The sequence below is a fragment of the Methanoculleus formosensis genome (assembly GCF_025384765.1).
Lineage (GTDB): Archaea > Halobacteriota > Methanomicrobia > Methanomicrobiales > Methanoculleaceae > Methanoculleus > Methanoculleus formosensis.
The window spans coordinates 109349-135804 of sequence record NZ_VHLL01000004.1; the positions used below are offsets into that span (position 1 = coordinate 109349).

At 61.8% G+C, this 26456-nt stretch carries 29 protein-coding genes and 1 tRNA gene; 15 read left to right on the forward strand and 15 right to left on the reverse strand.

Annotation, left to right across the window (positions count from 1 at the left end; all coding sequences use genetic code 11):
* Positions 1-44 precede the first annotated feature (44 nt).
* The 5 genes from FKB36_RS08665 to FKB36_RS08685 all read left to right on the forward strand — a co-directional run bounded on the left by FKB36_RS08665 (position 45) and on the right by FKB36_RS08685 (position 4650).
* Positions 45-971: a radical SAM protein gene (locus FKB36_RS08665; protein ID WP_261597663.1), complete on the forward strand. Its 927-nt coding sequence runs from the start codon at positions 45-47 to the stop codon at positions 969-971.
* 66 nt (positions 972-1037) lie between these two features.
* Positions 1038-2069 carry a hydrogenase formation protein HypD gene (gene hypD, locus FKB36_RS08670; RefSeq protein ID WP_261597664.1) on the forward strand — a complete coding sequence of 344 codons (1032 nt, stop codon included), beginning with the start codon at positions 1038-1040 and terminating at the stop codon, positions 2067-2069.
* A 53-nt stretch (positions 2070-2122) separates the two neighbouring features.
* Positions 2123-2194, forward strand: a tRNA-Arg gene (locus FKB36_RS08675).
* 344 nt (positions 2195-2538) lie between these two features.
* A complete protein-coding gene (locus FKB36_RS08680) occupies positions 2539-3765 on the forward strand; it encodes a DNA methyltransferase (RefSeq protein ID WP_261597665.1) in 1227 nt (408 codons plus the stop codon).
* Between the two features lie 18 nt (positions 3766-3783).
* Positions 3784-4650, forward strand: coding sequence for a TdeIII family type II restriction endonuclease (locus FKB36_RS08685; RefSeq protein ID WP_261597666.1), 867 nt, complete (start codon positions 3784-3786; stop codon positions 4648-4650).
* Positions 4651-4963: 313 nt separating this feature from the next.
* Here the strand turns inward: FKB36_RS08685 and FKB36_RS08690 are convergent, their stop codons facing one another.
* The 3 genes from FKB36_RS08690 to FKB36_RS08700 form a co-directional block, all read right to left on the reverse strand.
* A complete protein-coding gene (locus FKB36_RS08690) occupies positions 4964-6106 on the reverse strand; it encodes a PAS domain S-box protein (RefSeq protein ID WP_261597667.1) in 1143 nt (380 codons plus the stop codon).
* On the reverse strand, positions 6090-7193 hold the full coding sequence (gene ercA / locus FKB36_RS08695) for an alcohol dehydrogenase-like regulatory protein ErcA (RefSeq protein WP_261597668.1): 1104 nt from the start codon (positions 7191-7193) through the stop codon (positions 6090-6092). The genes FKB36_RS08690 and ercA overlap by 17 nt, the downstream gene beginning before the upstream one ends.
* A 258-nt stretch (positions 7194-7451) precedes the next feature.
* Complete coding sequence (locus FKB36_RS08700; protein ID WP_315901830.1) at positions 7452-8228, reverse strand: transglutaminase-like domain-containing protein; 777 nt, start codon at positions 8226-8228, stop codon at positions 7452-7454.
* A 17-nt stretch (positions 8229-8245) separates the two neighbouring features.
* On the opposite strand from FKB36_RS08700, the gene FKB36_RS08705 reads away from it, so the two are divergent.
* Positions 8246-8923: a hypothetical protein gene (locus FKB36_RS08705; RefSeq protein WP_261597670.1), complete on the forward strand. Its 678-nt coding sequence runs from the start codon at positions 8246-8248 to the stop codon at positions 8921-8923.
* 149 nt (positions 8924-9072) lie between these two features.
* A complete protein-coding gene (locus tag FKB36_RS08710; RefSeq protein WP_261597671.1) occupies positions 9073-9990 on the forward strand; it encodes a PhzF family phenazine biosynthesis protein in 918 nt (305 codons plus the stop codon).
* On the opposite strand, the gene FKB36_RS08715 is transcribed toward FKB36_RS08710, so the two are convergent.
* The 5 genes from FKB36_RS08715 to FKB36_RS13430 form a co-directional block, all read right to left on the reverse strand.
* Positions 9956-10354 carry a PhzF family phenazine biosynthesis protein gene (locus FKB36_RS08715; RefSeq protein ID WP_261597672.1) on the reverse strand — a complete coding sequence of 133 codons (399 nt, stop codon included), beginning with the start codon at positions 10352-10354 and terminating at the stop codon, positions 9956-9958. The genes FKB36_RS08710 and FKB36_RS08715 overlap by 35 nt on opposite strands.
* Before the next feature lie 10 nt (positions 10355-10364).
* Positions 10365-11789 carry an RNA-guided endonuclease InsQ/TnpB family protein gene (locus FKB36_RS08720; protein ID WP_261597673.1) on the reverse strand — a complete coding sequence of 475 codons (1425 nt, stop codon included), beginning with the start codon at positions 11787-11789 and terminating at the stop codon, positions 10365-10367.
* A gap of 134 nt (positions 11790-11923) precedes the next feature.
* Positions 11924-12472: a PhzF family phenazine biosynthesis protein gene (locus FKB36_RS08725; protein ID WP_315901831.1), complete on the reverse strand. Its 549-nt coding sequence runs from the start codon at positions 12470-12472 to the stop codon at positions 11924-11926.
* Between the two features lie 22 nt (positions 12473-12494).
* Positions 12495-14069, reverse strand: coding sequence for a sodium:solute symporter family protein (locus FKB36_RS08730; RefSeq protein WP_261597674.1), 1575 nt, complete (start codon positions 14067-14069; stop codon positions 12495-12497).
* Positions 14059-14187, reverse strand: coding sequence for a symporter small accessory protein (locus tag FKB36_RS13430; protein ID WP_390895703.1), 129 nt, complete (start codon positions 14185-14187; stop codon positions 14059-14061). Before FKB36_RS13430 ends, FKB36_RS08730 begins: the two co-directional genes overlap by 11 nt.
* A 404-nt stretch (positions 14188-14591) precedes the next feature.
* Here FKB36_RS13430 and FKB36_RS08735 point away from each other — a divergent pair, with 404 nt between their 5' ends.
* From FKB36_RS08735 to FKB36_RS08760, 6 genes are all read left to right on the forward strand, one after another.
* On the forward strand, positions 14592-15551 hold the full coding sequence (locus FKB36_RS08735) for a nucleoside recognition protein (protein WP_261597675.1): 960 nt from the start codon (positions 14592-14594) through the stop codon (positions 15549-15551).
* Between the two features lie 155 nt (positions 15552-15706).
* Positions 15707-16198, forward strand: a complete 492-nt coding sequence (locus tag FKB36_RS08740) for an SRPBCC family protein (protein ID WP_261597676.1) — start codon at positions 15707-15709, stop codon at positions 16196-16198.
* Positions 16199-16363: 165 nt separating this feature from the next.
* The gene (locus tag FKB36_RS08745) at positions 16364-16864 is read left to right on the forward strand and encodes an SRPBCC family protein (protein ID WP_261597677.1); all 501 of its coding nucleotides are present in this window, start codon (positions 16364-16366) and stop codon (positions 16862-16864) included.
* Positions 16865-16885: 21 nt separating this feature from the next.
* A complete protein-coding gene (locus FKB36_RS08750) occupies positions 16886-17020 on the forward strand; it encodes a hypothetical protein (RefSeq protein WP_261597678.1) in 135 nt (44 codons plus the stop codon).
* Entirely contained in the window at positions 17011-17856 is an 846-nt protein-coding gene (locus FKB36_RS08755) for an alpha/beta fold hydrolase (RefSeq protein ID WP_261597679.1), read from the forward strand. The genes FKB36_RS08750 and FKB36_RS08755 overlap by 10 nt, the downstream gene beginning before the upstream one ends.
* Positions 17857-17875: 19 nt before the next feature.
* The gene (locus tag FKB36_RS08760; protein ID WP_261597680.1) at positions 17876-18718 is read left to right on the forward strand and encodes a CPBP family intramembrane glutamic endopeptidase; all 843 of its coding nucleotides are present in this window, start codon (positions 17876-17878) and stop codon (positions 18716-18718) included.
* 54 nt (positions 18719-18772) lie between these two features.
* On the opposite strand, the gene FKB36_RS08765 is transcribed toward FKB36_RS08760, so the two are convergent.
* A complete protein-coding gene (locus FKB36_RS08765) occupies positions 18773-19606 on the reverse strand; it encodes an SDR family oxidoreductase (RefSeq protein ID WP_261597681.1) in 834 nt (277 codons plus the stop codon).
* Positions 19607-19620: 14 nt separating this feature from the next.
* A complete protein-coding gene (locus FKB36_RS08770; RefSeq protein ID WP_261597682.1) occupies positions 19621-20415 on the reverse strand; it encodes an acetoacetate decarboxylase family protein in 795 nt (264 codons plus the stop codon).
* 319 nt (positions 20416-20734) lie between these two features.
* Between FKB36_RS08770 and FKB36_RS08775 the strand changes: the two genes are divergently transcribed.
* Both FKB36_RS08775 and FKB36_RS08780 read left to right on the forward strand, forming a co-directional pair.
* Positions 20735-21367: a hypothetical protein gene (locus FKB36_RS08775; protein WP_261597683.1), complete on the forward strand. Its 633-nt coding sequence runs from the start codon at positions 20735-20737 to the stop codon at positions 21365-21367.
* Positions 21364-21969 carry a hypothetical protein gene (locus tag FKB36_RS08780; protein ID WP_261597684.1) on the forward strand — a complete coding sequence of 202 codons (606 nt, stop codon included), beginning with the start codon at positions 21364-21366 and terminating at the stop codon, positions 21967-21969. Before FKB36_RS08775 ends, FKB36_RS08780 begins: the two co-directional genes overlap by 4 nt.
* A 378-nt stretch (positions 21970-22347) precedes the next feature.
* Here the strand turns inward: FKB36_RS08780 and FKB36_RS08785 are convergent, their stop codons facing one another.
* The 5 genes from FKB36_RS08785 to FKB36_RS08805 all read right to left on the reverse strand — a co-directional run bounded on the left by FKB36_RS08785 (position 22348) and on the right by FKB36_RS08805 (position 26175).
* Positions 22348-22656, reverse strand: a complete 309-nt coding sequence (locus FKB36_RS08785) for a hypothetical protein (protein ID WP_261597685.1) — start codon at positions 22654-22656, stop codon at positions 22348-22350.
* A gap of 105 nt (positions 22657-22761) precedes the next feature.
* Entirely contained in the window at positions 22762-24132 is a 1371-nt protein-coding gene (locus FKB36_RS08790; RefSeq protein ID WP_261597686.1) for a hypothetical protein, read from the reverse strand.
* Positions 24133-24229: 97 nt separating this feature from the next.
* The gene (locus FKB36_RS08795; RefSeq protein ID WP_261597687.1) at positions 24230-24826 is read right to left on the reverse strand and encodes a class I SAM-dependent methyltransferase; all 597 of its coding nucleotides are present in this window, start codon (positions 24824-24826) and stop codon (positions 24230-24232) included.
* On the reverse strand, positions 24823-25611 hold the full coding sequence (locus tag FKB36_RS08800; protein WP_261597688.1) for a 4Fe-4S binding protein: 789 nt from the start codon (positions 25609-25611) through the stop codon (positions 24823-24825). Before FKB36_RS08800 ends, FKB36_RS08795 begins: the two co-directional genes overlap by 4 nt.
* Positions 25612-25782: 171 nt before the next feature.
* A complete protein-coding gene (locus FKB36_RS08805; protein ID WP_261597689.1) occupies positions 25783-26175 on the reverse strand; it encodes a VOC family protein in 393 nt (130 codons plus the stop codon).
* Between the last annotated feature and the right edge of the window lie 281 nt (positions 26176-26456).

Genomic DNA, 26456 nt, shown 5'->3' on the forward strand with positions numbered 1-26456 from the left:
AAGCAGCCTGATAGTCTCTCGCGCCGGATACTGGTGAGGACAACATGGCATACCGTCATCTCTTCGGCCCGGTCCCCTCCCGGCGGCTGGGCATCTCGCTCGGGGTAGACCTGGTGCCGCAGAAGACCTGCACCCATAACTGCGTCTACTGCGAGTGCGGGCGGACGACCAATCTCACCTGCGAACGGCGGGAGTACGTCCCGACCGATCGGGTCATCGCGGAACTCGACGACTTTCTCGCGAAGGGGCCGGACCTCGACTATATTACGTTCGCCGGTTCGGGGGAACCGACGCTTCACGCCGGGATCGGCGAGATCATCGCCTTCATCAAAGACCGCTACCCAAGTTACCGGGTCGCGGTCCTGACGGGGAGCGCGCTCCTCGCGGACCCGGAGGTCAGGAGCGCCCTCATGCGGGCGGACCTCGTCGTGCCGTCGCTCGACGCCGTCTCGGAAGGGGTCTTTTTGCGGATCAACCGCCCCTACCCGGGGCTCACCGCAGAGGGGGTGCTCGCGGGGCTGCTCGACTTCGCCCGGGAGTTCCCCGGCGAGGTCCGGCTCGAGGTCTTCATCGTCCCGAGCGTGAATGATGCAGACGAGGAGATCGGGCTCCTCAAAGACGCCATAGCGTCGATCAAGCCTCACCGTGTCCAGGTGAACACCCTTGACCGGCCCGGCACCGATATCAGGGTGAGGCCGGCGGCGCCGGGGAGGCTTGAGCGGATCGCGGCGGTGCTCGGCGGGGAGGTGATCGGGGTGGGCTGCACCGACCGGGCGCTGCCGCCGGTCTGCGATGATGCCGTTGGGGCCATCCTCGCGCTCATCCGGCGCCGGCCCTGCACGCCCGCGGATCTCGCCGCACTCCTCGGCATCAGATCGGCCGAGGTCGCGAAACATCTCCGGGTTCTCGAGTCCCGCGGGCTGATCGAGTCCGTGCGCGAGGAGAGAGGCGTATTCTACCGGCCGGTCTGAGATCGCCCGGTATCGTTACCGACATAACTATGCCGGAGCGGCAAGAGATATGTATGAGGATTCTTCATGGCGGTTGGTAAGGATATACTCAAGACCCTGCACGAGCTCGTCGACCGGGATATCACCCTCATGCACATCTGCGGCACCCACGAGGCGGCGATCGCCCGCGCCGGGCTCCGGAGCGTCCTCCCCGACGGTCTCAAGATCGTGATGGGGCCGGGCTGCCCGGTCTGCATCACGCCGCAGGGGGAGATCGATGCCGCGCTCGACCTGGTGGACCGGCGCTGCACCATCGCCACCTACGGCGACCTGTTGCGGGTTCCCGGGGCGAAGGGGTCGCTTGAGTCGAGCGGAGGGGACATCCGGGTGGTGCAGGGCGTCCATAAAGCGGTCGAGATCGCGCGAAAGGAGCCCGACCGGGAGGTCGTCTTCGTCTCGGTCGGGTTCGAGACCACCGCGCCGACCGTCGCCGCCACGATCCTCTCCCGCCCGCCGGAGAACTTCTCGATCCTCTCGTGCCACCGGCTCGTCCCGCCGGCGATGGCGTGGCTCCTCGCCCAGGGGGAAGCGGCGCTCGACGGGTTCATCCTTCCCGGGCACGTCTGCGCGGTGATGGGCTACGAGGAGTACGAACGGTTCCCCGCCCCGCAGATCGTCGCGGGGTTCGAACCCGAAGACATCCTCCTCGGCCTCCTGATGGCGGTGCAGCAGGTCCGCGAGGGGGTGCACCGGGTCGATAACGCCTACCCGCGCGTGGTCACCCGGGAGGGGAACGTCAAGGCAAAGCGCCTGATGTACGAGGTCTTCGAGCCGTATGACGTCGAGTGGCGCGGATTCCCGGTGATCCCGGCATCCGGCCTCCGCCTGAAGCCGGAGTTCGAGGGCTACGACGCCCAGAAGAAGTTCGATATCGAGATCCGGCACGTGGAGAAGCATTCGGCCTGTATCTGCGACAGAGTGCTGCGCGGCGTCGCCCGGCCCTCCGACTGCAAACTCTTCGGGAAGGTCTGCACCCCGCGCACCCCTGTCGGCCCCTGCATGGTCAGCCACGAAGGAGCCTGCAAGATCTGGCATCTCTACGAATCGCGGAGGGCCTGAACCCCGCCCCCTCCGCTGGCCTTTTATACCTTACACCACAACATAATATGGCAGTCTCGGTAGGGTAGTGGATATCCTGAAAGCCTCCGGAGCTTTCGACCCGGGTTCGAGTCCCGGCCGGGACGTTTCTTGTTTTTGTTCAACTTTTAAACGATTATTTGAAAAACGGCTTGTTCTCAGGGAATACGCATATACCCAGCCGCTGATAATAGTATACCTCATATCCAGTCAGGTGAGGAAGATCGGCCCGACCGCAACCTCCATCGGGAGCGAGATCCACGCACCCGGGGAGCCAGTCGATCAGATTAAGAATCTGGCGGTTCGGATCGGGAAGAATATCTCTCTGAACCCTGCGGGGAGAAGAACTTCGCTGATACTTAAGAGCGCACTCGCTGTGTCCCGGATCACTATGTATTTGTGAAGTCGCCGCCAATAGTATCAAACACAAAACCATATTGCAGGACAGCACATGCTCACGAAAGAAGAAGAACGGGTGAAGATTTACTCGATAGGAGATGTCCCAACACGATCGCATGAGGTGACGCCTTCCACCCCGCTGGAGGAACTCAATCTCAACTGGACCGAGAAAGACCTCCCTGAACGGGAGCGTACAAAACACGTCCACCGTCTTCACCCATACCTCGGCAAATATATTCCGCAACTCGTCGAGGTCTTCCTCCGAAAATACTTCTCCAGAGGCCAGACGGTCATCGACCCGTTCTGCGGCTCCGGGACTACGCTGGTTCAGGCCAACGAGCTCGGTATCAACGCTATCGGCTATGACATCTCTGCCTTTAACGTCCTTCTCTCGCAGGCAAAGACCGCCGAGTACGACGCTCCCGTGGTGCGCAGAGAGATCCTGGACATCCTTGCGAAGGTGAAAGCGGCGACGCAGATCGACTCGGGGCAGCGGAGGCTCTGGATGGAATGCACGAAAAAGCCGTACCTCTCCGCTGACGATAGCGAATACTTGGAGCGGTGGTTCGCACCACAGGCGCTTGAGGAACTGCTCACCTACCGCTACTACATCGAGGCCGGTGAGTATGAATATGCAGATCTCTTAAAGATCATCCTCTGCCGATCTGCACGGTCCGCACGGTTAACGACACATTTTGATCTAGACTTTCCCAAAGAACCCGTGACCGAGCCGTATCACTGCTATAAGCATAGGAAGATCTGCCAGCCGACCCAGGAAGCGTTCAAATTTCTCAAACGCTACAGCACCGATACGATCAAACGGGTCGCCGCGTTTGCAGACATCCGAAGCAAAGCATGTGTGGAGGTCTATCACGAAGACTGCCGTACCGTTGATTTTCCTGAGGCTCACGGCGTCATTACCAGCCCTCCCTATGTCGGGCTGATCGACTATCACGAGCAGCACGCCTACGCGTACCACCTCCTCGGACTTGAAGACAAGCGGGCAAAGGAGATAGGGCCTGCTGCGAATGGAAAGAGCAAAAACGCGAAAGAAACCTACCAGAAAGACATTGGAGAGGTCTTCCGGCGAATTCTCGAAACGATGCATCCTGACGGTCGCCTGATCGTCGTTGCAAACGACCAGGAGAACCTCTACGACGAGATTGCAGAATCTCTGGATGTCGAGGTTGAAAATATCATCCAGCGCCACGTGAACCGGAGAACTGGTAGGCGTTCGACCGAATTCTATGAATCGATCTTCATATGGCGGAAACTGTAATACACAGGTGTGGAGAGTATGTCTGACCCAGAACGAATGAAAGCTGCCATCCAGCAGGTAGTTCAGGACATGATGGACGGCGTCATGGAGAGAGTCCTCGTCTCAGACCCATTTGTAAAGGAAGCACACCGCTCAAAAAAGCCTCTCTACGCAGCACTCGTCCCTGATGAAATTTTCAAGGGATCGCATTTTGAGCGACGATTCGTCACGCCCTTCGGCAAAGTCTGGGAGAAACTGGCGGTCGTTGCAGCAACAGAAGGGCTCGGATACGGTACGATGGGCCATCGCATTGACGGATGCATCCGGGAGGAACGTCTTCACAGAATTGCAGAAACCCTGAACAGACTGGAACACTCTCCAAAAAGCGAGGACAGAATCAAGCCTGACTGGGGGGCCGAACTGGAATACATAAAAGCAGGGAAAGGGGAGCTGATTCCAGTCTCCGTCATATGCGATCTCTACGTCGAAGATATAGCCAGCAATAGGCGGTATGCATTTGAATTAAAAGCACCGCTACCTAACAGCGACCAGACCAAGGTGAGCAAAGAGAAGATCCTGAAACTGCACTGCATGGATCCTCCCCTGGTCGATAATGCCTATTTTGCACTACCGTATAACCCATATGGTTCACGTGAGAACTACGCCTGGAGTTTCCCGGCCCGCTGGTTTGATATGAAACGCGACGAGGTTGTTCTCATCGGCAATGAGTTCTGGGATACAATCGGGGGGGCTGGAACGTATAACGCATTTATTTCCGCTATCAACGAGATCGGGGCGGATTATAAAGAGAGAATATACCGAGATTATCTGGGGATTGAACCTCCGGAACACTCTGATGAGGCACTGACAGCGCTGCAGGAGCCTGAAAAGATGTATCACGTATAATCTCTGACGGCGCGTTTCCTGTTACCGAAAGCGATTGTGAGAGTCCAGACGTGGAGCGGGGCCCTGGCAAGTCGTCGTAGGAACATAGAATGCCGGACGTGGTCATGCACTTCATTGCAGGGGTGGCTTAGCGTTTCCTTTCCACCTGCCTTCCGATGCTGCACTATCCGTATGATACACAGAAGATCAGTCAGTATAACCTCCCGGATCGAGGCGTTCTACCCACGGCTTGAACGCTATGGGCACCCATTCCCCGGTCTGGATGCATACCACTCTCTGAACAGTTTGTACCTGTCAGAGTGGGAAGGGCGTATCAGGAATCTTCTTCTTTCACGTTCAAGAAGCGGAAACGGATCTTCCGGGCGGAACTGGAACCGTCGCCGTGCTTCAGCAGGAACTGCCTGACGTTCGCCGACCTGAGCCATCCCCGGTCGAGCTCGGTGATGAAACCGTCAATCCTGCGCGATTCGTCGAGGATCTTCTCTGCAAACGGGTCGTCGATCATCTCCGCGTAACCGACGATCACCTGCAGGGGATTCCTGATATGGTCTCCTAGGATGGCAAACTGCTCGATGTTCTTCCCGAGCTGTGCGTAGGTCTCCCGCCTCAACTGCTCGGCGAGGATGCGCTCGGTGATGTCCATCACGATCAGCATGATGCAGAGCGGCTGCCCGGCATCGTTCAGGACGGTGCTGCCCGATACCTGAATGTGGAACGGGGAGCCGCCTTCTCGCAGCCCGACCGCCTCCCGCACGATCGCGTGATCATCGAGGAGATGGGCGGTGATCTCCCCCCCAACGGCGGGGTCCGCGAAGAACGCCTCCAGGTTCCTCCCCGTGAGCGCGCTCGCCTCCTCGCAGCCGAACATCGCGGCAAAACTCCGGTTGGCGTACATGACCGCCCCGGTGGGATCGGCGATGAGGATGCCGTTCGTCGAGGATTCGAGAGCGCTCTCCTTGATCCTGAGCTCCCGCTCGGCAAGGAGCCGTTCGGTGATGTCCTGTGCGATCGCGGTGACGTACCGCTTCCCGCTAAAAGTGACCTCCCGGACGGTGATCTCCATCGGGATCTCCGTCCCGTCCCGCGATACGAGCACCGTGGTGCAGGTCTGCCGGGATCCGGAGACCAGATCGCTCCTCTTCCGGACATACTCGATAAACCGGGCCTTCCGCTGCTCTGCGACCAGATCGATGAACGATTTCTTGAGCAACTCCTTCTTCGAGTAGCCGAGAAACGCACTCACGGTGGCGTTGACGTCTGCAAGCATCCCGGTTTCTGCGTGGATCAGGAATATCGCATCGTAGGTCTGGTCGAGCAGCGCCCGGAACCGCTCCAGCTCCGCGAGCCGGTTCTGCAGCTCCGGGTAGTAACTCTTGTGCAGGGAGGTCTCCCCGAGGCCGATGATCTTCTCCCGGAGCGCATCGCGGTCGTCGGGAGGGTCAGAGTGCATCGTCATAGATCCGTTCGATCTCCTCGCAGGTGAGGTTGTGGGGGTTCGTTACCATACAGGGATCGGCGTACGCCGCCGCCGCGAGGGCGGGGATCGCATCCTCCCGGACGCCTGCTGCCGCAAGGGTCTCCGTGATGCCAAGCGTTCTCCGAAACGCCGCCACCCTCTCCGCCGGGGTTGTTTCTCCCCCGCCGATGATCGCTCCAATCCGGTCGTAGCGATCGGATGCCGCCCCGTAGTTGGCCGCCATCACGTGCTCGAGGAGCAGCGCATTGCACCGCCCGTGAGAAAGGTCGTAGGCCCCGCCGAGAGAGTGCGCCATCGCGTGGACGGCCCCGAGACTGGCGTTCGAGAATGCAAGTCCGGCGTGAAGGCTGGCAAGGAGGGTCGAGAACCGCAGGTCCAGGTTCTCCGGCTCGGCGATAGCGGCGGGCAGTGCGCTCGTGAGGAGCCGTATCGCCTCCAGAGCATGCACGTCGGTCATCGGGGAACTGGCGTTCGAGACGTAGGCCTCGACCGCATGGCTGAGGGTGTCCATGCCGGTATCCACGGTCAGTTCTCGCGGCATCGTCGTCAGGGGTTCGGGATCGAGGAGTGAGATGTCGGGGACGATCATCTTGCTGACGATAGCGACCTTCCGCTTCCTCGTCTCATCTGTGATGATGGCGAACTGGGAGACGTCGGCGGAACTTCCGGCGGTCGTCGGGATGCAGATGAGCGGCGGCGTCGGGACCGAGACCCGGTCAATGCCTTCGAACCCGAGGATATCCCTCCTGCTGGAGCCGGCTATACCGATTCCCTTGGCGCAGTCCATCGGGCTTCCCCCACCGACGGTGATGATGCCGTTGCACTCCTCAGCGACGTATACCTCCGCACCCACCATCACCTGCCGCGAACGGGGGTTTGGCGAGATGGCGTCGAAGACGGTGAACGAGACCCCCGCTTCGGTCAGGCTATCCGCGACGGCTCCCGCCCAGCCGGCGGCCCGGACGCCCCGGTCGGTGACGAGGAGCACCTGCTTCATCCCGAAGTTGCGGGCATACCGCCCTGCAAGCTCAAGTGCCCCCCGCCCGCAGATAAACTCGGGCGCCACGAATTTTCGCAGGTCAAGCTGGTTTCTCGGAATCATGGTTCGACACGACGGCTAACTGGCAATCGACGAGAGAGTTTCAAGTTAATACTACGGAATCACTGCCATATATATTTTGATGAACGATGCGGCCTACAGATATACATTACGGTATTGCGGCCGGTCTTTTTTCTGCCGATCAGAGGATTTTGAACAAAATATGGCGGCAAGCGGGAAATGTTTCACACTGTCCCGCATCTTGCAGAAAAAAGGTGACCGGGATCACGCCACGGTCTCAAGGCTGATCCCGAAACACTCCATGCAGGTGAGCTCGATGTCGTAGTCTACCGTATCGGAGACGATCGCCGGGGACTGCCTGACGACCCTGAAGATGGCATCGTCGTCGGGCAGGGCCGGGTCCATCGGGATGTCGACGTTCGTCTGGATGACGAGGCGTGCCGGGTCGAGGTTCGCGGCATAATAGTCCTTGAACGCGGTTCGCTTCTCCTCGGGGATGACGACCCAGTCGGCCGCCTCGGCAATCGTCACGTCGTTCGGGACCCAGCCGTAGCCGGGGAGGTAGTACTCCGCCCAGAAGTGGCCGCCGGGCGCCCCGGCCATGACCATCTGGTAGCCGCCGAGGGCCCGGGCGGGGATCCCGAGCGACCGGCAGAATGCAGCAAAGAGCATGCTCTGGGTGCCGCTTCTCGCCCGTTGTGGCGGTGCATCCTGCTGCAGCGATGAGGAGCGGGACGGATACAACCAGGAGGGCGGTGAGCGCAGGGTATCGCATAGTGGAGGAAAGGTGCCAGATTGGGTAAAAATATTTCTCATCCGACGGAAGCGGTTCTGCAAACTACAGATTATTTCCATCGTATAGGGTGCGATAATTAGGGTGAGGGAACCGCAGAGCCGTGCTCTCTTCAGAGGGTTTGATCCACCCCTCCGAAGACGCCCGATCGAACAGTGCGGCCGCAAATTTTCTAAAAATCCCGTATATCTCAGGATTTTTCCGATACAATAGAGAAATATATATATTATAGAAGAATATCTACTCATTGGAAACGGAGACTTATATGCAGAGCGTTTTACGTAATCTTCTGATTCTCTCCCTTGTTGCCTGCTGTCTCGTCGTCCTGCCCGCGAGCGCTCAGCCGCCCATCGGCGGGGACAACGGATGGTATGCGGTCCACTGCAACGTGGACGGAGCGGATGTCTACTTCGGCGACGACTACAAGGGCACGATCGTGGAAGGCGTCTTCTACGTGCCGGTCTACACCACCGGGACCCCCTACCAGACGTTCCGCGTCGAGAAGGACGGTTATACGACCCACTACGGGGACGTAACCGCGGTTCCGGGCAAAGGGGAGACGTTCGATCTCTACGCGACCCTGAACCCGGCCCAGCCCCCTGCACCGATCGGCGGCGATGTCGGCTGGTATGCAGTCCATGTCAACGTTGACGGCGCAACCGTCCAGTTCGACAACGAGGTCAAGGGCGTCACCAGCCAGGGCGTCCTCACCGTGCAGGTCTACACGACCGGAACGCCGTACAAGACCTACACCGTGACGAAGGAAGGGTATCTCCCCTACACGGCCGCCATCGACCAGTACCCCGGCAAGGGTGAGACGGTCGACCTCTACGTGGACCTGAGTTCCGCACCCCCCACCCAGAAGGCGCCCCTCGCTCCGGCTCTCGCCGGCTGCGCCCTGCTGCTCGCCGGGCTGCTGCTGGTTGCGGGGAGAAAGAACTAACTTTTACTCTTTTTAACTCCGGTCCTTCGTCCTCTCGTCGTTACCCCGTCCGAACAGACAGCAAGTTCTTTCCCCTTCAGAGGAGGACAGGTGCTCATGAACAGACGGAGCCGGCCTTCGGTCTCCCGACAGGCAGTGCGGATGGATTCATGAAGCGTTATCGGTTCAAGAAGATCGATGCTTTTGCATCGGGAGGATCGTCGGGGAACCCTGCGGGGTACGTATCCCTCCTCCCGGACGACGAGATCAGCGACGAGGATATGCAGCGGATCGGCCGTGAACTGAAGGGGTTTGTCTCGGAGACCGGTTTCCTCCGCGAGGGGACGCCGGGTGAGTGCGATCTTGCGATACGCTACTTCTCCTGCGAGCGGGAGGTTGAGTTCTGCGGGCATGCGACGATCGCGATCATGGACGACGTGGTGCGAAGCGACGACCGGTTCAGGAACCGGGAGAGCCTGCTCCTCAAGACGAACAAGGGCGTCGTCACCGTCTGGAACCGGACCCGTGAAGACGGCATGGTATACATCCGGGCCCCCGAGCCGGAGTTCTCCGATGCACGCCCGGGTGCTGCAGAGACCGCCGCCGCGCTCGAACTCGACGTCCGGGATATCGATCCCGCGATACCCATCGGCGTCGTGAACGCCGGTCTCGACACCATGCTCGTTCCCCTCGTCTCGCTCGATGCCTGCATCCGGTGCTCTCCCGACTACATGACGCTGCGCACCTTCGCCCTCGCCCACTCCGTCGACGTGGTCGTCATATACACCCGCGAGACGGAATTTCTAGGGCACGACCTGCATAGCCGGGTCTTCGCTCCGACGTTCGGGTACCTGGAAGACCCGGCGACCGGCTCGGGGAACGCCGCCCTTGGAAACTTCCTCATCCGGCAGAACCTCTGGACCGGCCGGTCGCTCGTCATCGAGCAGGGACCAGACCGGGAGAACCCGAACATCGTCCGCCTGCTCCGCCCCGACGACGGGGGGCTCATGTTCGGCGGGGGAGGCCAGGTGCGGATCGACGGGAGTTACGTCCTCAGTGGAGGAGTTCGCCCCGGGCAACCGGTATGACCCTGCCACCGACCTGCACCGTGATGGAATCCCCGTGCCGCTCCGCCTTGCAACGGATCAGGGACGGGCGGCCTATCTCGCAACCCTGCTCCACGCGGATATCGAGCGAGTCGTCCGGGAAGTAGCCGTGCCGGAGGAGGTAGCCGGCAAGGCACCCGTTCGCGCTGCCGGTCGCCGGGTCCTCCGGGACGCCGAAGTGGTCGGCGAACATCCGGGCGTTGAACGTGTTCTCCGGCCGGTAGGGTTCCGGGCAGAAGATGAAGACGGCTTTTGCCGCCGTCGTGCAGATGAGCGACTCGTAGGCGTCACGATCGATCGTCGCCCGGCGCACGGCGTCCCGGCTCTTTAACGGGACGATGGTCAACTACCCCACCCTAAAGGGTGGGGCTTGCGGCCGTAGCCTCTTGCGGGGCACCGGGCAGCAATTTGATGTGTGCGAAGGTTGACGGTTCAAAGGTCGTCCTTATTCGCACGGGCCGGTTGACGCGGCCCCTACCGATTATCCATGGAATCACGGAATCACCAGCTACTTTTCGCAAATGGTTCAGCGCACCGTTCACGTCGGCGTTGATCAGGGTACCCAGAGCACTCTGATAGAGCCCCCGCTTGACCCGTCGGGATCTCCCGTAGGGCGGTTTCTGGATCGGATCGAGAGCGAGAGCATCAACCTGCGAGGTGTATGCCTCAGAATGGGTATCGTCGAACCGGATCCCATACATCTCGCACTTGCTCTTCAGTTTCTGCCGGAACTTGTGGTAGGGCACCTGCACGAAGTTCTGGTTCCCCCGCCTGCCGTGGTTGATGTTGTCTTTGATCCCGTCCCAGCGAGGCAGGATCACGGTGCCGATCCGGTGCTGGAGAGCATAGTCCACGATCCAGTTCGCATACCGGTTCATCGCTTCGGTGATCCGACAGTCCCGTTTCTTCAGCAACCGGGCCTGCCGCCGTGTGATGCCCTGAATTCCCTGCTTATCCTTGATGCTCTGCAACCGTGCGTTCTCTTTGTTGTACCACCGGTTAAGTGATTTGATACGCTTACCGTCGAGAATGACGGCAGCCCCGGTGGCGGTGTCAACCAGCGTCGCAACGTTGTTGAGCCCGAGATCGATCGCAAGATACTGAGTCGGGTCAAGATCCTGGGGTTGTGTGGGTACCTTGTAGCAGAACTCGATCTTGTATGCCTTCCCCCCGTGAACCGGCAGGATCGTGACTTCCCGGATCTGGTGCGGCTTGATGCACGGCGGAATCGGGAACGTAAGTTCCTTCCCCGTCAGCCCATGCTGCTTCCGGAACGCAACGGACATCCCGAGTGTCACAGACCCGTTGCGGATCGTAAGGTGAGCGCGAGGGAACGCCAACTTGAACCGACCGTCTTTGGGAAGATAGTGGGGAGGACGAGGACAGGACTCGAGCTGACCCTTACGGTATAACGCCAGCAACCCGAAATAACTCTTGTAGGCTTCTTCAACGGACCTGAGGGTCTGCTGGGCATTGTCACTGTGCAGCAACCCGTAGTTCTCGTTGTTTTTTGACTGTACGTAATTGCTGCACGCTTTGTACGGAAAGTCTTTCTTTCGAGTGTAGGGAAGATAAGAACCAACCAGGATATCGACCCGGGAGGCGAGATCGGGACGGATTCCTCGAAGAACCTGATTGTTCTCCTGATGCTCGGCATAGTGTTGCCGGACGTTGTACAGACCCACGTTGTACATGCTCTTGGAATGGTACGCGAGCGTGTCGAGGATCCAGAACGTCTTCTGGGGAAGACGAAGATAGTTGCTGACCACGCGCAGTGCCATTATCTCCTGTCATTGTTGTTCATCCGTCATGAAGAATAGCCGCGCACCGCGAAAGTGGACGGGGATTGTAGACGGACAAGCCGGGGATAGGCAGACGGCATTCCTCCCCGCACCTGTTGGCCGGGGTCTCCTGCCTATATGAAGATGAACGGGAGGCCGGTAGAGACCTCCTCGACCGGGAAGCGGGGATCGATCGTGGTTTCCGGGAGAGAGAGGACGCCCGCGAGGGTATCGGCAGGGATCTCATCCATGAAGACCGGCGGGTTCTGCCGCATCCAGGCGATACCTTCGGGGGCAAACGAGACCGGGATCTGCCCTGCCGCGAGGTTCAGCCGGACCTCGGGGACGGGTCTTTTCAGGAGTTCCTCCCGGATCACATGGGCCGTGCCGAGCGTCGGGTGCCCGGCGAAGGGGACTTCATGCTCCGGCGTGAAGATACGGACGTCATAGGCACGGTCTTCTCCCTCGCCTGAGCGGACGAACGCGGTCTCGGAGAGGTGCATCTCCCGGGCAATCGCCTGCATGGCCGTATCGGAGAGGTCTCCCGCGTCCAGCACCACGGCGAGCGGGTTGCCGGCATACCTCCGCTCCGCGAAGACATCGACGATGTAGTAACTGCTGCCTATCTGCAGATCGTCCGTTCTGCCGGAGGATAACGCTTGCGTCTCCGGGGATCGCCGGATCTAAAAAAGGGCGGAGTCGCCGTCAGGCGGCCCCGGCCGACTCCTCCACGGCCACCTCGTGGCGGTCGAGCACCAACCCGACCGCCAGTGCGGCTATCGAGAGGGGGAGAGCGACGACGAGCGGATCCACGGCCTGCCACGGCATCGGAAGGATCGCCGGCACACCGAAGAGGAGGTTCGAGAGCCCGAGCGCCTCCGACTCCTTGACGTGGACGAAGGCCGTCCATACGAACCAGGCGGCCGCTCCGGCGACCAGGCTCAACTTTGCCGCGAGGAGCGACGGCCGGCTGCTGTAGACGGCGTGAGCGTAGGCCGGCAGGAACGCCGAGGCGCAGAGGCCCATGAACATCGCGGTCGCCCGCGCGATGATGCTGCCGGGCATGATGAAAGCCAGGATGACGCTCACGACGATCATGACGACGGTCGCGACCTGGATCCTCTTCATCGACGCCCCCCGGGAACCGCTTCGCATCATATCGAACCCGAGCGACGTTCCCATGGCGTGGAGGAGGGAACTGAGCGTGGACATCGCGGCGGCGAGGAGCGTCAGCATGAAGATGACGATGAAGATCTCCGGCATCGACGCGTTGATGAAGTTCGGTATGATCGTGTCGATGTTGCCGCCGGTAGCCGCCGCAAGGGCGATCACGCCGTCTGTCCGGTAGAAGTAGACGTTCGTGAGCGCGCCGACCGTGAAGGCGACCCCGGTCATCATCAGGATAAACGGCCCCCCGACCAGGACCGCCCGGTTCAGCGACCGGTCGTCTTTGACGGTCATGAACCGGACGACGAGCTGGGGCTGAGCCAGCACCCCGATCCCGACCCCGAGGACGAGCGTCGTCACCAGCGTGAGCCAGATCGGCGACCCGAGCGCCGGCATGGACGCCCACCCGGTCATCCCCCCGGCGGCGAGCGCCTCCGGGACGAGGTCCGACATCGCGGCAAGGGCGGTGTGCGCCTCGATGACCCCCCCGAGCTGGACGTAGGTGAGCGCGAGGAGGATGGTCATCCCGACGAGCATGATCCCGCCCTGCAGGGCATCCGTGTACATGACGGCGATCAGCCCGCCCAGCACCACGTAGAGGGCGACGACCGCGGCAAACGCGATGAGCGCGGTGGTATAGGGGATCTGGAGCGTGCTCGTGATGAACTGGGCGCCGCCGATCAGGATCGCCGCCGTGTAGAGCGGCATGCTGACGACGATGACGATCCCTGCGGCGTAGCGCATGAACGACGACCCATAGCACTTCCCCATCAGGTCGGGGAAGGTGACGGCCTGAAGTCTGCTCCCGATGCTGCGCGTCTTCTTCCCGAAGACGACGAACGCGATGAAGATGCCGAGCCCGATGTTGAGGACGGTCAGCCAGATCATCCCCATGCCGAGCTGCGCCGCAACCCCGCCGAACCCGACGATGGCGGAGGTGCTGATGAAGGTCGCGCCGTAGGAGAGGGCGAGGACGACGGGGTTGACCTTCCTGCCGGCGACCATGTAATCATCGCTCTCTTTCGTCTGCCGGTAGCCGAGATAGCCGAGGGCGATGGTGGCGGCGAGGTAGACCAGCGTTATGGCGACGAAGATGCCCGTATCAACTGCCATCCCGCTGCTCCTCTGCGCCGTTATTCCAGTTCAACAGGCCGTACACTAAGCATGCGATCGTGAAGCCGAGCGCAAGCAGATATCCAATCCAGATTGCGGGATCAGGAATGCCGAACATGAGAGACCACCTGACGGTAACGGAAAAGACCGTTACATTACACGGGAACGCAGCAAAAGGGCCGGTTCCCTACCTAAAGAAGAATGCGCACCGCACCGACGTGCGGTTCTGCGCAAGAGCGCGGTTGCAGGACTCTAAATCGTTGCCAATCATGAGTGCCTGAATAGCATCTCGATTCATTGTATATATACTATACGATGAGAAACGCCGTTCCGGGCAGAGAAGAGGTGCGGTACTTTCGATTCGTCTCCGATCGGCGTTCCGTCGGGTTACGGGCTCGTGTGATGGCGGCAGGCCGCACTCCCGCGACTTCCCAGAACGGTGATATGCACGGACGGCGTACCGGATGTTGTTTCCGGATGAGCCACCCCTGAAGGGCTCGTCGGGTCGCACGGCGGTGGATCATGGACGGTACGGCAGGGATCGTTTCGGCGGCGCTGGGCCTCTCGCTCGAACTCCTGGTTCGGACGGTCCCGATCGTCGTCGCCGGGGTGCTGATCGCCGAGATCCTGATCGCCCTCAAGATCACCGACAGGATAGCGAGCGTCGCCTACCCGGTCACGACCTTCTCCCACCTCCCCCACGAGTGCGGGGCGAGTTTCCTCCTGGCGTTCATATCGCCGCAGGCGGCGGACGCGATGCTCGTCGACTACTACCACAAGGGGACGATAGGGAGGAGCGAACTCATTATCGCGGCGCTCATCAACTCCTTCCCGTCCGTCGTGATGCACTGGCGCTACCTCGTCCCGGTCTATCTGCCGCTGCTCGGGGTCTTTGGCCTGATCTACTTCGCCGTCCTGATGGGGATCGGGTTCCTCAAGACCGGGATCGTCATGGTGGCCGGGAGGGTGCTCCTCCATCCGCCGCCCGCGTCAGGGCCGCCGGAGAAGTCTTCCGGGCCGACCCTCTCCCTGAGAGAGGCCCTGCGGGCCTCGCTCGGACCGACCGCGAGAACCCTCCGCCGTATCCTCGGGATCATGGTCCCGACGCTCGTCATCGTGGCGTTCCTGGTCGAGGCGGGCGTCTTCGACGCCGTCGCGGCGTACCTGGAGGGGGCGAGCCGGCTCTTCCCCATCCCGCCCGAGGGGCTCGCGATCATCGCCGCGAAGTTCGGGTCATACATCGCCGCGGCAAGCGTCGCATCCGCACTCCTCGCCGCGGGGGATATGACCGGGAAGGATATCGTCATCACGCTCCTTGTGGCGAACCTGCTCACCAGCGTCGTCACCTACCTGCGGTGGCTCGGGTCGTTCTACATCGCGATCTTCGGGCCGAGGCGGGGCACCGAGATCATGCTCCTCTCGGTCACGCTCCAGGACGGCCTCCTCCTGGTGGCGATCTTCCTGCTGGCCTGGTTCTGGTAAGAGAGAGAGCACGGCCCCGGATGGGAGCCTCCGCCCGCACCCGGAGAGTATTCCGATTTTGCCGTCTTCGTGACTATTCTCACCGGTGTACCCGCGATGGGAAAATTATTTCATGGAGAAGGGATGAAGCCCGGAAAAAATCGGAGGGAGATATAATGGCAGAAACACGTATCGTCGCTGAGTCGGGAAAGCAGGAGATCGTCATCTCACGGGAGTTCGACGCGCCGCCCGACCTCGTGTTCAGGGCATGCACGGATCCGGGGCTGGTATCGCAGTGGTGGGCGCCGGAGGGCATCACGACCACGGTCGAGGAGATGGACGCGAAGCCCGGCGGCACGTGGCGCGTCACCCAGCGCGATGCCGAAGGCAACAAGTACGCGTTCCACGGCGTCTACCACGAGGTTACGCCGGAGCGGATCGTCGATACCATCGAGTACGAGACCATGCCGGGCCACGTCCTGCTCGAGACGGAGACGATCGAAGACCTCGGCGGCGGCAGGACAAAGGTGACGGACCATCTGGTCTTCCAGTCGGTCGATGACCGCGACGGGATGCTCCAGTCGGGGATGGAGGAAGAGATGACCGGCCCCATGGAGCGCCTCGCCGGACTCCTGCAGTCGCTGAAACAGAAGGCGCCGGCGCGATAAGTGCGGAGCAGCCGGCCTCAACCAGACGGATTTCCAGTCCTACCGCAGGACTCCAATTCCGGGCGGCCGCCCGGGGAGGATACCCACGGCCACCTCATCCCGGGCATCACCGATGGGTTAATAACCCCCCGACCGTCATAGGGGCATTCCTGAGGTGAATACGCCATGGAAGAGGCACAGCAGATCAGGTCGGAGATCCTCGTCGAACGCGTCTTTGACGCACCGCGCGAACTCGTCTGGAAGGCGTGGACAGAGCCCGGGTATGTCAAACGCTGGTGGGGGGCGAAGGGCTTCACTGAGCCGGTCGTCAGGATCGACCTCCGCGAGGGGGGCAGGTACCTGTTTGGCATGCGATCGCCCGAAGGCCAGGATTTCTGGAGCACGGGCGAGTACCGCGAGATCGCCCCCGCGGAACGGCTCGTCTTCACCGACTCGTTCTCGGACGCGGAAGGCAACGTCGTCCCGGCCTCGTACTACGGGATGACCGGGGACTGGCCGCTGGAACTCCTGGTGACGGTGACATTCGAGGAGCACGACGGCGGGACGAAGATGACCCTGCGGCATGAAGGCGTCCCGGTGGACGAGGACCGCGATATGGCCGTAATGGGTTGGAACGACTCCCTCGACAAACTCGCAGAAGTATTGAAGGAACTCTCGCGGGGATAACCGGGAGCCTGAAGACCCGGCATGGCTGACCTCCCGATCGTTCTCGTCCTCTCTGGTATCACCGTGGCGGGGGCGGCGGTCGCGGTGCGCTACCGGCGTGATATGCGCGTGCCGCCCGGGCGCGTATCGAGAGGGCAGGGAGCCGGGTGGCCCTGACGGACTACGGGAGGATCGCATACGCCCGGGTGGGGGACGGCTACCCGATGCTGGCCATCCACGGCAACGCGGGCGGGTTCGATCAGGGCTTGCTGCTCGCCGGGTGGACCATCGGCCCGGGGTTCCAGGTCATCGCGCCCTCGAGGTTCGGCTACCCCGGCTCGCCGATGCCGCCTGAGGCGAGCGTTGCCATGCAGGCGGATGCCTACGCCTCCCTGCTGGACGCCCTCTCGATCGAGCAGGCGGTCGTCGTCGGCTACTCGGCGGGATCGGCATCGGCGCTCCAGTTCGCCGTTCGCCACCCGGACCGCGTCTCGGCGCTCGTCCTCGTCGAGCCCGTCGCACCGGGGAAGGGGCCGGTCATGCCGAAACCCATATTCACCGTCTTCTTCAAGAGCGACTTCATCTACTGGGCGACGGTCACCGGCTTCTGGCCGATCATCGGAGGACCATGGGCCGGTGTGCCCCCGGGAAAGCGGCTTAGCCCGAAAGAGAAGGCCGAAGTCAGGACGCTGCTCTCAAGCCTCCTTCCCGTCAGCGCCCGGGTCGACGGGAGTTCTTTTGACATCTACGTCTCAACCCCCGGACTGCTCAACGCCCCGGAGAGCGATTATCCGTTCGGCAGCATCAGGACGCCGGCGCTGGTGGTCAGCGCCGTGGACGATCCGCTGGCTCTCCACGAGAACGCCCGCGCCCTTGCGGAGAAGATCCCGAACGCCCGCCTCCAGGCCGTATCCGGCGGCGGCCATATGCTTCTCGGGCACCATGAAGAGGTCCGGCGGGGGATCGCGGAGTTCCTGCGGAGGACCGTGGCCTCGCCGCCGCAGCCCCGCTAAAACAAAAGGAAAATTGGACATGGCAGAGAACGTGCTGGAAACCGGAGAATGCGTGAGCAACCGGCGGTCGCCCCCGGCGTTCTTCCTCCTCACCGTTCTCCTCTCCGTCCCGTTCCTCCTCTTCGCCGGAACACCGCTCCCGGGGCCGGCAAACCTCCCCGTGAGCGCGCTCATGCTCGTCTGCCCGGGTCTCGCGGGCGCCATCCTTGTCTTTCGGGAGGAAGGGGGCGGCGGTGTCAGGAGGCTGGTCGGACGGGTCGCCGACTTTCGGAAGATCGGAGCCGCCTGGTACCTTCCGATCCTCTTCCTGATGCCCGCGATCATGCTCATCTCCTACGGTGCCGCGCTCTTTTCCGGCCGGCCGCTCCCCGCCGACCCTTTCGTCCCGTATCTCACGATCCCGGTCTTCGTCCTCCTCTTCTTCGTCGCCGGCGCATTCGAGGAGGTTGGCTGGACAGGATACGCCACCGACCCCCTGCAAGAGCGGTGGAGCGCTCTTCTAACCGCACTCATCATCGGGGCAGTCTGGGCGGCCTGGCACTCCATCCCCTGGATCCAGCAGAACAGCCCGGTCTGGGCGGCGGGGCAGGCCCTCTCGACGGTCGCGCTCCGGGTCCTGATCGTCTGGCTCTACAACAACACCAGGGGAAGCGTCTTTGCGGCAAGCCTCTTCCACGGCATGGTGAACGTTAGTGAGTTCTCGTTCCCGAACTACGGTTCCCACTACGACCCGGTCGTAACCGGGGTGATCACGCTGGCGGTCGCGGTCGTCGTGACGTATCTCTGGGGAGCGGAGACGCTTGCCCGGTGGAGGCATGGCCGCCGGAGGATAGGCGAAACGAGGCGCAGGCTCCGGGGGTGAGGGATCGAGCGCCAGCACTCAAAGGTACCCGGATCCCGGACTAAAAAAGAGAGTTCAGAAGTATGAACCGCCCTTCTCGAACGCTTCCCGTCGATCGCGTGCCATCTGCGCCAGCCGCTCCTCCACCTCCGGGACGCCGAGGATGTAGCCCTTCCAGAGGTCGGTGTAGGGCTCCTCGGGCACGACGATGATCCCCTTATGCTCCGCGACCCGGTCGAGGATGAGCGCCGCCGCTTTATCGGCGGGATACGCGTCGTCGGGGATCCGCAGTTCGCCCCGGGCCTGTCCGTCGATGCCCTTGTTGAAGATCGGGGTGGCGATGTTCGCCGGGCAGATCGTCGAGAAGTAGAGCCCTTTATCCGCATACTCGTACTTCAGGCACTCGGTGAGGCCGGTGACGCCGTACTTCGTCAGGGAGTAGAGAGCCTGGAACGGGGGCGGAACGATGCCCGCTATCGAGCTGGTGTTCACGACGTGCCCGAATCCCTGTTTGAGCATGATCGGGACGGCGGCATGGACGCCGTAAACGACGCTCCAGATGTTGGTATCGATGATCGCCTTCCAGTCCTCGAGGGTGGCCATCTCGAACGGGATGGTTCCCCCGACGCCCGCGTTGTTGAAGAGGAGATCCAGCCTGCCCGCCTCTGCCGCCGTACCTTCGATGCCCTTCTGCACCTCTTCCTGCTTCGTCACGTCCATGACAAGCGGGCGTGCCCGGTCGCCGTAGGCGGAGAGCTGCCCCGCGGCCGCGGCAACCTTCTCCCGGCTCCGGCCGGCCATGTAGACGATTGCCCCCCGCTTCAGGAGTTCTTCGCTGATCGCGTACCCGATCCCGGAGTTCGCACCGGTGACGATGCAGACCTTGCCCGTATAATAATCAGAATCCATAATCCTCGCCTCGCTTACTCAATCACCCTTGCGCCCATCGCGCGGAGGATGGCTCTTCCCTCGACCATTACCGCCTGCGTCACCCGTTTTATGGGCAGGGCCGCGAGGCTGTTGACGATGTAGTACTGGGCCGGGTTCTGCATCGGAGTCATCTCGGTCCATTTCAGGCTGCCCTTTCCGAGCTCTGCCGTCTCCACCTCCATCCCCTGGGGATAGAGGACGAACTGGGAGAGGTCCGCTCCCGGAGCCCCGACCTTCGGGATGTACCGCCACCCAAGGGTGTTCATGGAGAGGAACTGCGACTTCAGGGCATCCAGGTCCCGCCCGGTCACCGGTCCTGCTGCCTCGAAGTTCATGTTGAGGAAGGTGTTCCCCTCGTAGCTGACGGTCGTGGCGAAGTTGGGCCGGACGATATGCAGGTCCTCGATATCCGCATATATCTTCGGGATGCCGGTCTGTTCCCGTCCCCCGAGGATGGGAGCGGTCTTGTTCTCCCAGACCACCAGCGTATAGGCGCCGTCGAGTTCGTCCTTCTTCCCGTGGAACCGGACCGGCGCCGCCACGTTGATCAGGTTGTACTGGCCGCCGTGCATCCAGTTGATCTCGGTGAACTTGTTGAACGCGACCTGCACCTCGGGGGCCAGGAGCTCAAACCCTTCCGGGATGTAATTCTCAAGAAGGTCTCTCTCGGTCTCGTACGTGATAGAGAGTCCGGTCGCCCTCTGCGTGACCAGTGTCTCCGGGTCGAACTTTCCCCCTCCAAAGTGAACCGGCATCAAGTAGGTAAAATCGTCCTGTGGTCGGAACATACTGTTCTCCAATCTGCTTCATATCATCCCATAAGGCATATACCTTTTGAATATCATCTCTCCTGCACCGTATTTCAAAAATCCTCATTTTAAACCCCTTTTTTCCAACCAGAGGCAATTTCCGCGATCCGCGACAACGTCGTCAGATCAGCGCCGTAATCCGGCAACGATATCAAGAACGGGCTCCGATCATGGTGCGACAGAGCCAGCCGGCGTCGGAATACAAACGTATAAATAAATCGATAATTCAGATCAGAGTATTTACTCTATCGACGGTAATTATCCATCGGTCTCTGGATAGAACCGGGGAGATGCCATTATGGGATATGCCAGCCATCCGGGAGAGAAGAGCGATCCGGTCGCGAGAACGGAGTCCGATCTCTCCCTCGAGGTCGCCATCCTGCTCGTCTTCGGGATCTTCATGCTCCTCTTCGGCCTGCTCCTCTTCAGGATCCATACGGGCGAACTCCCCTATGCCCCTGACAGCACCTACGGGCTCTTTCTCGTGATTGTATCGTTCCAGATCATCACGATGGGGAAGACCCCGTTCGGCGATCTCCGGCGTTCGTGGGCGGTCGTAGCGCTCGGGGTATGCACGGCGGCCGTCGGGATGACCGCCTGCTTCATCCCCGGGCTGCTCGCTGACCAGGTCCGCATCCTTGTCGGATTGCTCCTCTCTCTCGGAGGGGCCGCTCTTCTCGCGCAGTTGTTCATCTCCGAAGATAAGGCCCGGCTGTGGCTGAAGATCCCCGGGATCCTCCGGCACCTGACGATCGCCTGCATCATCGTGTACGTGCTCTCGATCGTTCTCGGCCTCGTCACGCTCCTTCCCGGCATCACGACCGACTCCGTGACCGCGGTCATCCTCATCATCTACGGCATCGGCTTCTTCTACCTCGCCTGGTGCATCCAGAAGGTCGGCCGGCTCTACCCCCCGGAGGGATCGGCGTGATCTCGCACGATCCCCGGACAACCGCCGGCACCGGCCTATCGGGGGAGGCATCCCTCCCCCTCTCGATCGCCCTGGTCATCCCGGTCGGCGCCCTCCTGGTCCTCCTCGGGCTGCTGCTCTTCCCGGTGAACCTCGGATTGATCCCGTTCTCCCCGGACGGCCAGCTCGGCCTGCTGCTCGTCATCATGGCCATCCAGATGCTGGCCCTGGGCGAGACCCCGATGGGCCAGTACAGGCGCTCGTGGCTGCTGATCGTCATCGGGATCGCCTTCGCCGCGATGGGAGTCTTCTCCTGCATCGTTCCGGGCATCCTGACCGACGTGATCCGGCAGCTTCTTGCGGTCCTGAACATCGCCGGGGGCGCGATACTCCTTACGAAGCGGTTCCTCCCGATGCTGCAGGGTGCCGCCGAACCGGCTCCTCTCCCGCCCATCCTCAAACGGCTCCTCGGCACCCTGACGGTCTTGAACGTCGTGGCGATCGCGTTCGGTATCAGCATGCTGCTGCCGGGCCTCGTTCCGGGGATGGTCATCGCGGGGATCGTCGTGATCAACGGCCTGCTTCTCTTTGCCCTGGTATCGATCCTATTGAGGATCAACTAGTGCTCATTGTCATTTAATACTATGAATTCCCTGGCACGACCATTCTGTGTGGAACCATACTTCGCCCCGGGTTGCCTGACACGAAGATGCCAGATTTCGTTTTGCTGAATCGGATATGAATGTGGGGAGCAGGCTCGATGAAGAACAGATTCTGGATGAGGTTTCACCCCGGTCATGCCCCCTCCCCCCCACCCCACCCGCGCTTCGCGCTCCTCCCCCGCCCCGGGGGGGCGGGGGCAGTGCGTGGCGATAGCCGGGGAAAGCCGTGCCCCCGGAGTGCAATCAATCGGAAGTGACTGATGCACTCCTGCGCATCAAAATTCATAAAATTAAGGGGCACGATGCACTAGCCGTCACGGCACTGCAGCGTTCCTTCGATCAACCAGGGGGTAGCTCCTCGTCCCCCATCCGCGCCCTCATCTCCTTCGCCCGGCCGATGAGGTACTCCAGTTCCACGAGTTCTCCGGCGCTCCCGCAGGCGCCTCTGCTGCATGCCTCGTCGTGCAGCCTCCAGCACTCCTGTTCGATACGGTTGAGGTCGGCCATGGTATGGAGGTGATACCGGGCGAGGATCTCGGCGTGCTCGCGGACGAACGCGGCGATCTCCGCGAGGAGGGCCATCCTGTCCCCCTTCGGCGCCGGTGACCCCGTGCTGCACCGGTCCGCCCTGGTAGTTGTGCGGTCCATGATACGTCCTTGCCGCCGGAAGAGTTATCCTTTCCGGAACGGGCGGGCAAAAAAAGGTTGTGCGACCGGGACGGGGAGTGCGCTCATCCCGGCAGTTCGCGTCTTCTACGATTCGTGAACGAACCCCACATCGACGCCGACAAGCCCGACGACGGCACCGGATGCGTCCCTGACCGGGGCATACCCGGAGAGGACGGTGGCGGTCTCGTTGCCCCATTCGTCGACGTAGAACCAGGGCTCAGCTGAGGGCCCCTCAAATCCGGCGAGGAACGCGGCGTCCTCCTCCGTGGGCACGTAGGTGTAGCCTATCGCGGGCGCGTAGCCGTTGCCGTAGTCCGCATCAACGACATACTCGGTGGCGTTCCCGGTCATACGCATGGTATAGACGTAGAGGACACCGGGGTTGGCGTCCCGGAAGGCGCTGAGCCGGTCCTGGATGGCGGTGTAGGCCGGTGCGGTCTCATCGCCGGGTTTGAGCGCCGCCATCGCGGCGCCGTCGATCTCTCGTGCAGCCTCCACCGCGAGGGCTTTCAGCCGTTCCCCGGTGACCGGGTTCGCTGCCTCGATCGCGACCATCCCGAGACCGGCGCCGGTCGCGTTCTTCACGGGCGCATACCCGCAGACGACGCTGTAGATCTCGGCCGTTGGCCCTTCAAAGCCGCGAAGGAGGACGGTGTCGAGAGACGTCAGGGTGAAGCCTTCGCCTATCGCGACCCCGCCGTCGCTACCGTAGTCGGCGTCAACGACGTACTCGGTGGCGTTTTCGGTCTTACGCATCGTGTAGATGTAGTAGATCCCGGGGTTTTCGGTCCGGAAGGAGACGAGTTGGTCGCGGATGGCGTTGAACGCCGTGGTATTCTCGTCGCCGGGCTTGAGGGCGGCAAACGCGTCGCCGTCGATCTGCCCTGCAATCTCCACCGCGAGGGCTTCGAGCTGCTCCTGCCCGATCGGGCTGTCCGGCTGGATGCAGACCACCCCGACGCCGGCGCCGGCGGCGTTCCTCACCGGAGCATACCCGTAGACGGTGGAGTAGATCTCGGCGTAGGGTTCATCGAACCCGGCGAGGTAGGGGGCCTCCGGGTTCGGGACGAAGTGCCCATCGCCGATCGCGTATGCGCCGAAGCTGCCGTAGTCGGCATCGACGACCTGCTCGATGGCGTCTCCCGTCCTCCTCATCGTCATGATGTAGACGATATCGGGGTGTTCAGACCGAAAGGCGTTGAGCCGGTCGTGGATGGCGGTGAACGCCGGGGTATTCTCGTCGCCGGGCTTGAGCGCGGCAAACGCGTCGCCGTCGATCTGCCCTGCGAGCTCCGCCGCGAGGCTCTTTGCCTCGTCCGGCGTGAGCACCTTCTGCACCGGCATGATCGTGCCGGGGGTCGGTTCGGTCTCGCCGGGAGCAAATAAGACCATGGTCCCTGCGGCAACGACGATCAGCGCAACGATAGCGACTATCAGGATGTTCTTGACGGTCATTCCAGATACTCCTCTTTCTGCATTTTATTGCAGAAGAGGGTACTTAAACGCTCGTAAATCTTCCCGGCGATCTGTGGCGTTACGGGGGATTTCGCCGTCACCCTCGCCCGGCCCTCGATATCGACGCGAGCCAGGCGTGATGTCCTTCGGGCTGGATGGCGTTCTCGAAGACCGCCGGCCGGATGGAGTTGATCCGCCACCCGTCAAGGAAGGTCTCCCGTATCTCCCGCTCTCTGATCCTCCTCGGGAGCGGGTAGTCGCCGGGGTTTTGGTCGCTGAAGCAGAGCATGAGATACTTCCCGCCGGGCGCAAGAGCGGCGGCAAGGCTCTCTCTGAAGACCGACCGATCTTCGTCGGAGAGGACGTGGAAGAACCCGGAGTCGATGACGGTATCAAACGTCCTCTCAAGCCCGGCGAGGTCCAGCGCGTTCCAGACGAGGAACTGCGCCCGGAGCCCCCGTGCCGCAGCCTTCTCTTCAGCCTTCTGGATCGCAAGGGCGGCGGTGTCGATCCCGAGCACCTCATGCCCTTCTTCGGCAAAATAGAGGGCATGATCCCCGGTTCCGCACCCCACGTCCAGGACGGAGCCCGTGACTTCTCCCGCCGCGGCGAGGTCGACGAACGCCTTCTGCGGCCGGCCGATCTCCCAGGGAGGGGTGTTCTGGTAGACCGTATCGAAGATACTCATGCTCATACTGGATCTTGAGACGATTTAACCGGTTCTGCGCCCCATCCTTTCCCCGCCGCCCCTTGAAACGCCGGGCATCCGGTGACGCAGAGGCTGCACCGGATCGTTGCCGTCCGGGCGACGAGCGGCGCAAGCGGTGCTATACCCCTGAGCAGGAGTTGCCGTCGGAGCAGCCACTTCACAACCGGGACAACCGGGGAAGGGACCCACACACGCACGGTCCGGCACCGGAACGCATCGACGCCGTCCGGCCCGATCGCTCCATTCGGGCACACCCGGATGCAGGCCCCGCACCCGGTGCAGAGCGGAGTGCCGCTCGTTCCGGCCCTCTTCTCTCGCCCCCGGATCGGAAACGCGGCCACGACACCGCCGAGCAGCAGCCGCGGGCCGAAGCGGGGAGTGAGGAGAACAGTATTCTTCCCGATCTTCCCGAGCCCCCCGGCCGCTGCGATCTGCTTCAAACGGACGACGCCCTGCACCCTCCCGTCGACAAGCCGCACGGGCAGGTAGAGCGGGACCGGGCGGGCCGGAATATGCTCCGCGTTCAGGAGACGGGTGAGCCGTACGGCACTGCTGTCCAGGCTCTCTGCAATCCGGAGCATCTCCCGGGTCTTCTCTTTTTGCGGCATCCGGTACACCGGGACCGGGACTTCCTTCCCGAAGACGATCACGGACAGGGCGGCCGGGAAGAACTGCAGTACCGCTGCCCTGTCCGCGTCGGCGAGAGCCTCGATGCCGACTGAGCAGTAGACGGCGACTCCCTCATCCTCAAAGAACGCTGCAAGATCCATGCCGGCACTTCCTGGAGTATATGGATGCCTGCAGGGGTATCTACCTTGTGAGCGGAAAAGTTTGAACGCCGTCAATCAGGCTCCGGTTCATACCGCCTGCGGATCGGCGTGCTCGCGAGCGGTATCCAGAGCTTCGCCGGTCCCGGGGATGACTGCCTCCGACGAAGTAGATCATGCAGGCGTTGTCTGGATCTGGATGAGGTTGCCGCAGGTGTCGTCGAGGACCGCTATGGTCACCCCGGCAACGACTTCGGTCGGCTCCAGCGTGAACTTCACGCCCTGTGCTTTGAGCCGTTCATACTCCGCACGGGTGTCCTCGACACCAAAGGACGTGGCGGGGATATCCTGTTCGAATATTCCTTTCTGGTATGCCTGTGCCACCGGATTGTCGCTTGGTTCAAGCAGAAGTTCGGTTCCGCCCAGATCGTCGGGGGAGACGACGGTGAGCCACCGGTACCCTTCGGCAGAGACGTCGCTCTTCTTCACAAAACCGAGCGTTTTGGTATAGAACTCCAGAGCCCTCTCCTGATCGTTTACAAATATGCTGGTCAGTATGATCTTCATGGTTGTCGATACCGGGATGGCTGGATATATGTTTCGGCAACAGATAACGATGGAGCGAATATTTTGAGCAGGGTACATCGCGATTGGACTACATCCTCGCCGTCGAGATCCGAGGCTGAACTGATGATACGTAAGACCCTCCGCTGCCCGGTATGTCGGAGTATCAATATCCACGGGGACTCGCGCGGGCTGCATGCGACGCCGTATCGTTGTCGGTGATGCGGCTATCCGGGAGCGTTCACCCCGGAATGCCGGGAGGAAGGTGATCAGGGATATTATAA

Excerpts from the sequence above, each read along its gene's own strand:
- FKB36_RS13430 (WP_390895703.1), bottom strand. The coding sequence starts at position 14,187 with ATGTTCGGCATTCCTGATCCCGCAATCTGGATTGGATATCTGCTTGCG.
- FKB36_RS08790 (WP_261597686.1), bottom strand. The coding sequence starts at position 24,132 with ATGACCGTCAAGAACATCCTGATAGTCGCTATCGTTGCGCTGATCGTC.
- FKB36_RS08735 (WP_261597675.1), top strand. The coding sequence starts at position 14,592 with ATGGACGGTACGGCAGGGATCGTTTCGGCGGCGCTGGGCCTCTCGCTC.
- FKB36_RS08775 (WP_261597683.1), top strand. The coding sequence starts at position 20,735 with ATGGGATATGCCAGCCATCCGGGAGAGAAGAGCGATCCGGTCGCGAGA.
- hypD (WP_261597664.1), top strand. The coding sequence starts at position 1,038 with ATGGCGGTTGGTAAGGATATACTCAAGACCCTGCACGAGCTCGTCGAC.
- FKB36_RS08805 (WP_261597689.1), bottom strand. The coding sequence starts at position 26,175 with ATGAAGATCATACTGACCAGCATATTTGTAAACGATCAGGAGAGGGCT.
- FKB36_RS08740 (WP_261597676.1), top strand. The coding sequence starts at position 15,707 with ATGGCAGAAACACGTATCGTCGCTGAGTCGGGAAAGCAGGAGATCGTC.
- FKB36_RS08785 (WP_261597685.1), bottom strand. The coding sequence starts at position 22,656 with ATGGACCGCACAACTACCAGGGCGGACCGGTGCAGCACGGGGTCACCG.
- FKB36_RS08685 (WP_261597666.1), top strand. The coding sequence starts at position 3,784 with ATGTCTGACCCAGAACGAATGAAAGCTGCCATCCAGCAGGTAGTTCAG.
- FKB36_RS08750 (WP_261597678.1), top strand. The coding sequence starts at position 16,886 with ATGGCTGACCTCCCGATCGTTCTCGTCCTCTCTGGTATCACCGTGGCG.
- FKB36_RS08710 (WP_261597671.1), top strand. The coding sequence starts at position 9,073 with ATGAAGCGTTATCGGTTCAAGAAGATCGATGCTTTTGCATCGGGAGGA.
- FKB36_RS08800 (WP_261597688.1), bottom strand. The coding sequence starts at position 25,611 with ATGGATCTTGCAGCGTTCTTTGAGGATGAGGGAGTCGCCGTCTACTGC.
- FKB36_RS08765 (WP_261597681.1), bottom strand. The coding sequence starts at position 19,606 with ATGGATTCTGATTATTATACGGGCAAGGTCTGCATCGTCACCGGTGCG.
- FKB36_RS08760 (WP_261597680.1), top strand. The coding sequence starts at position 17,876 with ATGGCAGAGAACGTGCTGGAAACCGGAGAATGCGTGAGCAACCGGCGG.
- FKB36_RS08665 (WP_261597663.1), top strand. The coding sequence starts at position 45 with ATGGCATACCGTCATCTCTTCGGCCCGGTCCCCTCCCGGCGGCTGGGC.
- FKB36_RS08730 (WP_261597674.1), bottom strand. The coding sequence starts at position 14,069 with ATGGCAGTTGATACGGGCATCTTCGTCGCCATAACGCTGGTCTACCTC.
- FKB36_RS08680 (WP_261597665.1), top strand. The coding sequence starts at position 2,539 with ATGCTCACGAAAGAAGAAGAACGGGTGAAGATTTACTCGATAGGAGAT.
- FKB36_RS08745 (WP_261597677.1), top strand. The coding sequence starts at position 16,364 with ATGGAAGAGGCACAGCAGATCAGGTCGGAGATCCTCGTCGAACGCGTC.
- FKB36_RS08690 (WP_261597667.1), bottom strand. The coding sequence starts at position 6,106 with ATGACGATGCACTCTGACCCTCCCGACGACCGCGATGCGCTCCGGGAG.
- FKB36_RS08705 (WP_261597670.1), top strand. The coding sequence starts at position 8,246 with ATGCAGAGCGTTTTACGTAATCTTCTGATTCTCTCCCTTGTTGCCTGC.
- FKB36_RS08770 (WP_261597682.1), bottom strand. The coding sequence starts at position 20,415 with ATGTTCCGACCACAGGACGATTTTACCTACTTGATGCCGGTTCACTTT.
- FKB36_RS08795 (WP_261597687.1), bottom strand. The coding sequence starts at position 24,826 with ATGAGCATGAGTATCTTCGATACGGTCTACCAGAACACCCCTCCCTGG.
- FKB36_RS08720 (WP_261597673.1), bottom strand. The coding sequence starts at position 11,789 with ATGGCACTGCGCGTGGTCAGCAACTATCTTCGTCTTCCCCAGAAGACG.
- FKB36_RS08700 (WP_315901830.1), bottom strand. The coding sequence starts at position 8,228 with ATGAGTAGATATTCTTCTATAATATATATATTTCTCTATTGTATCGGA.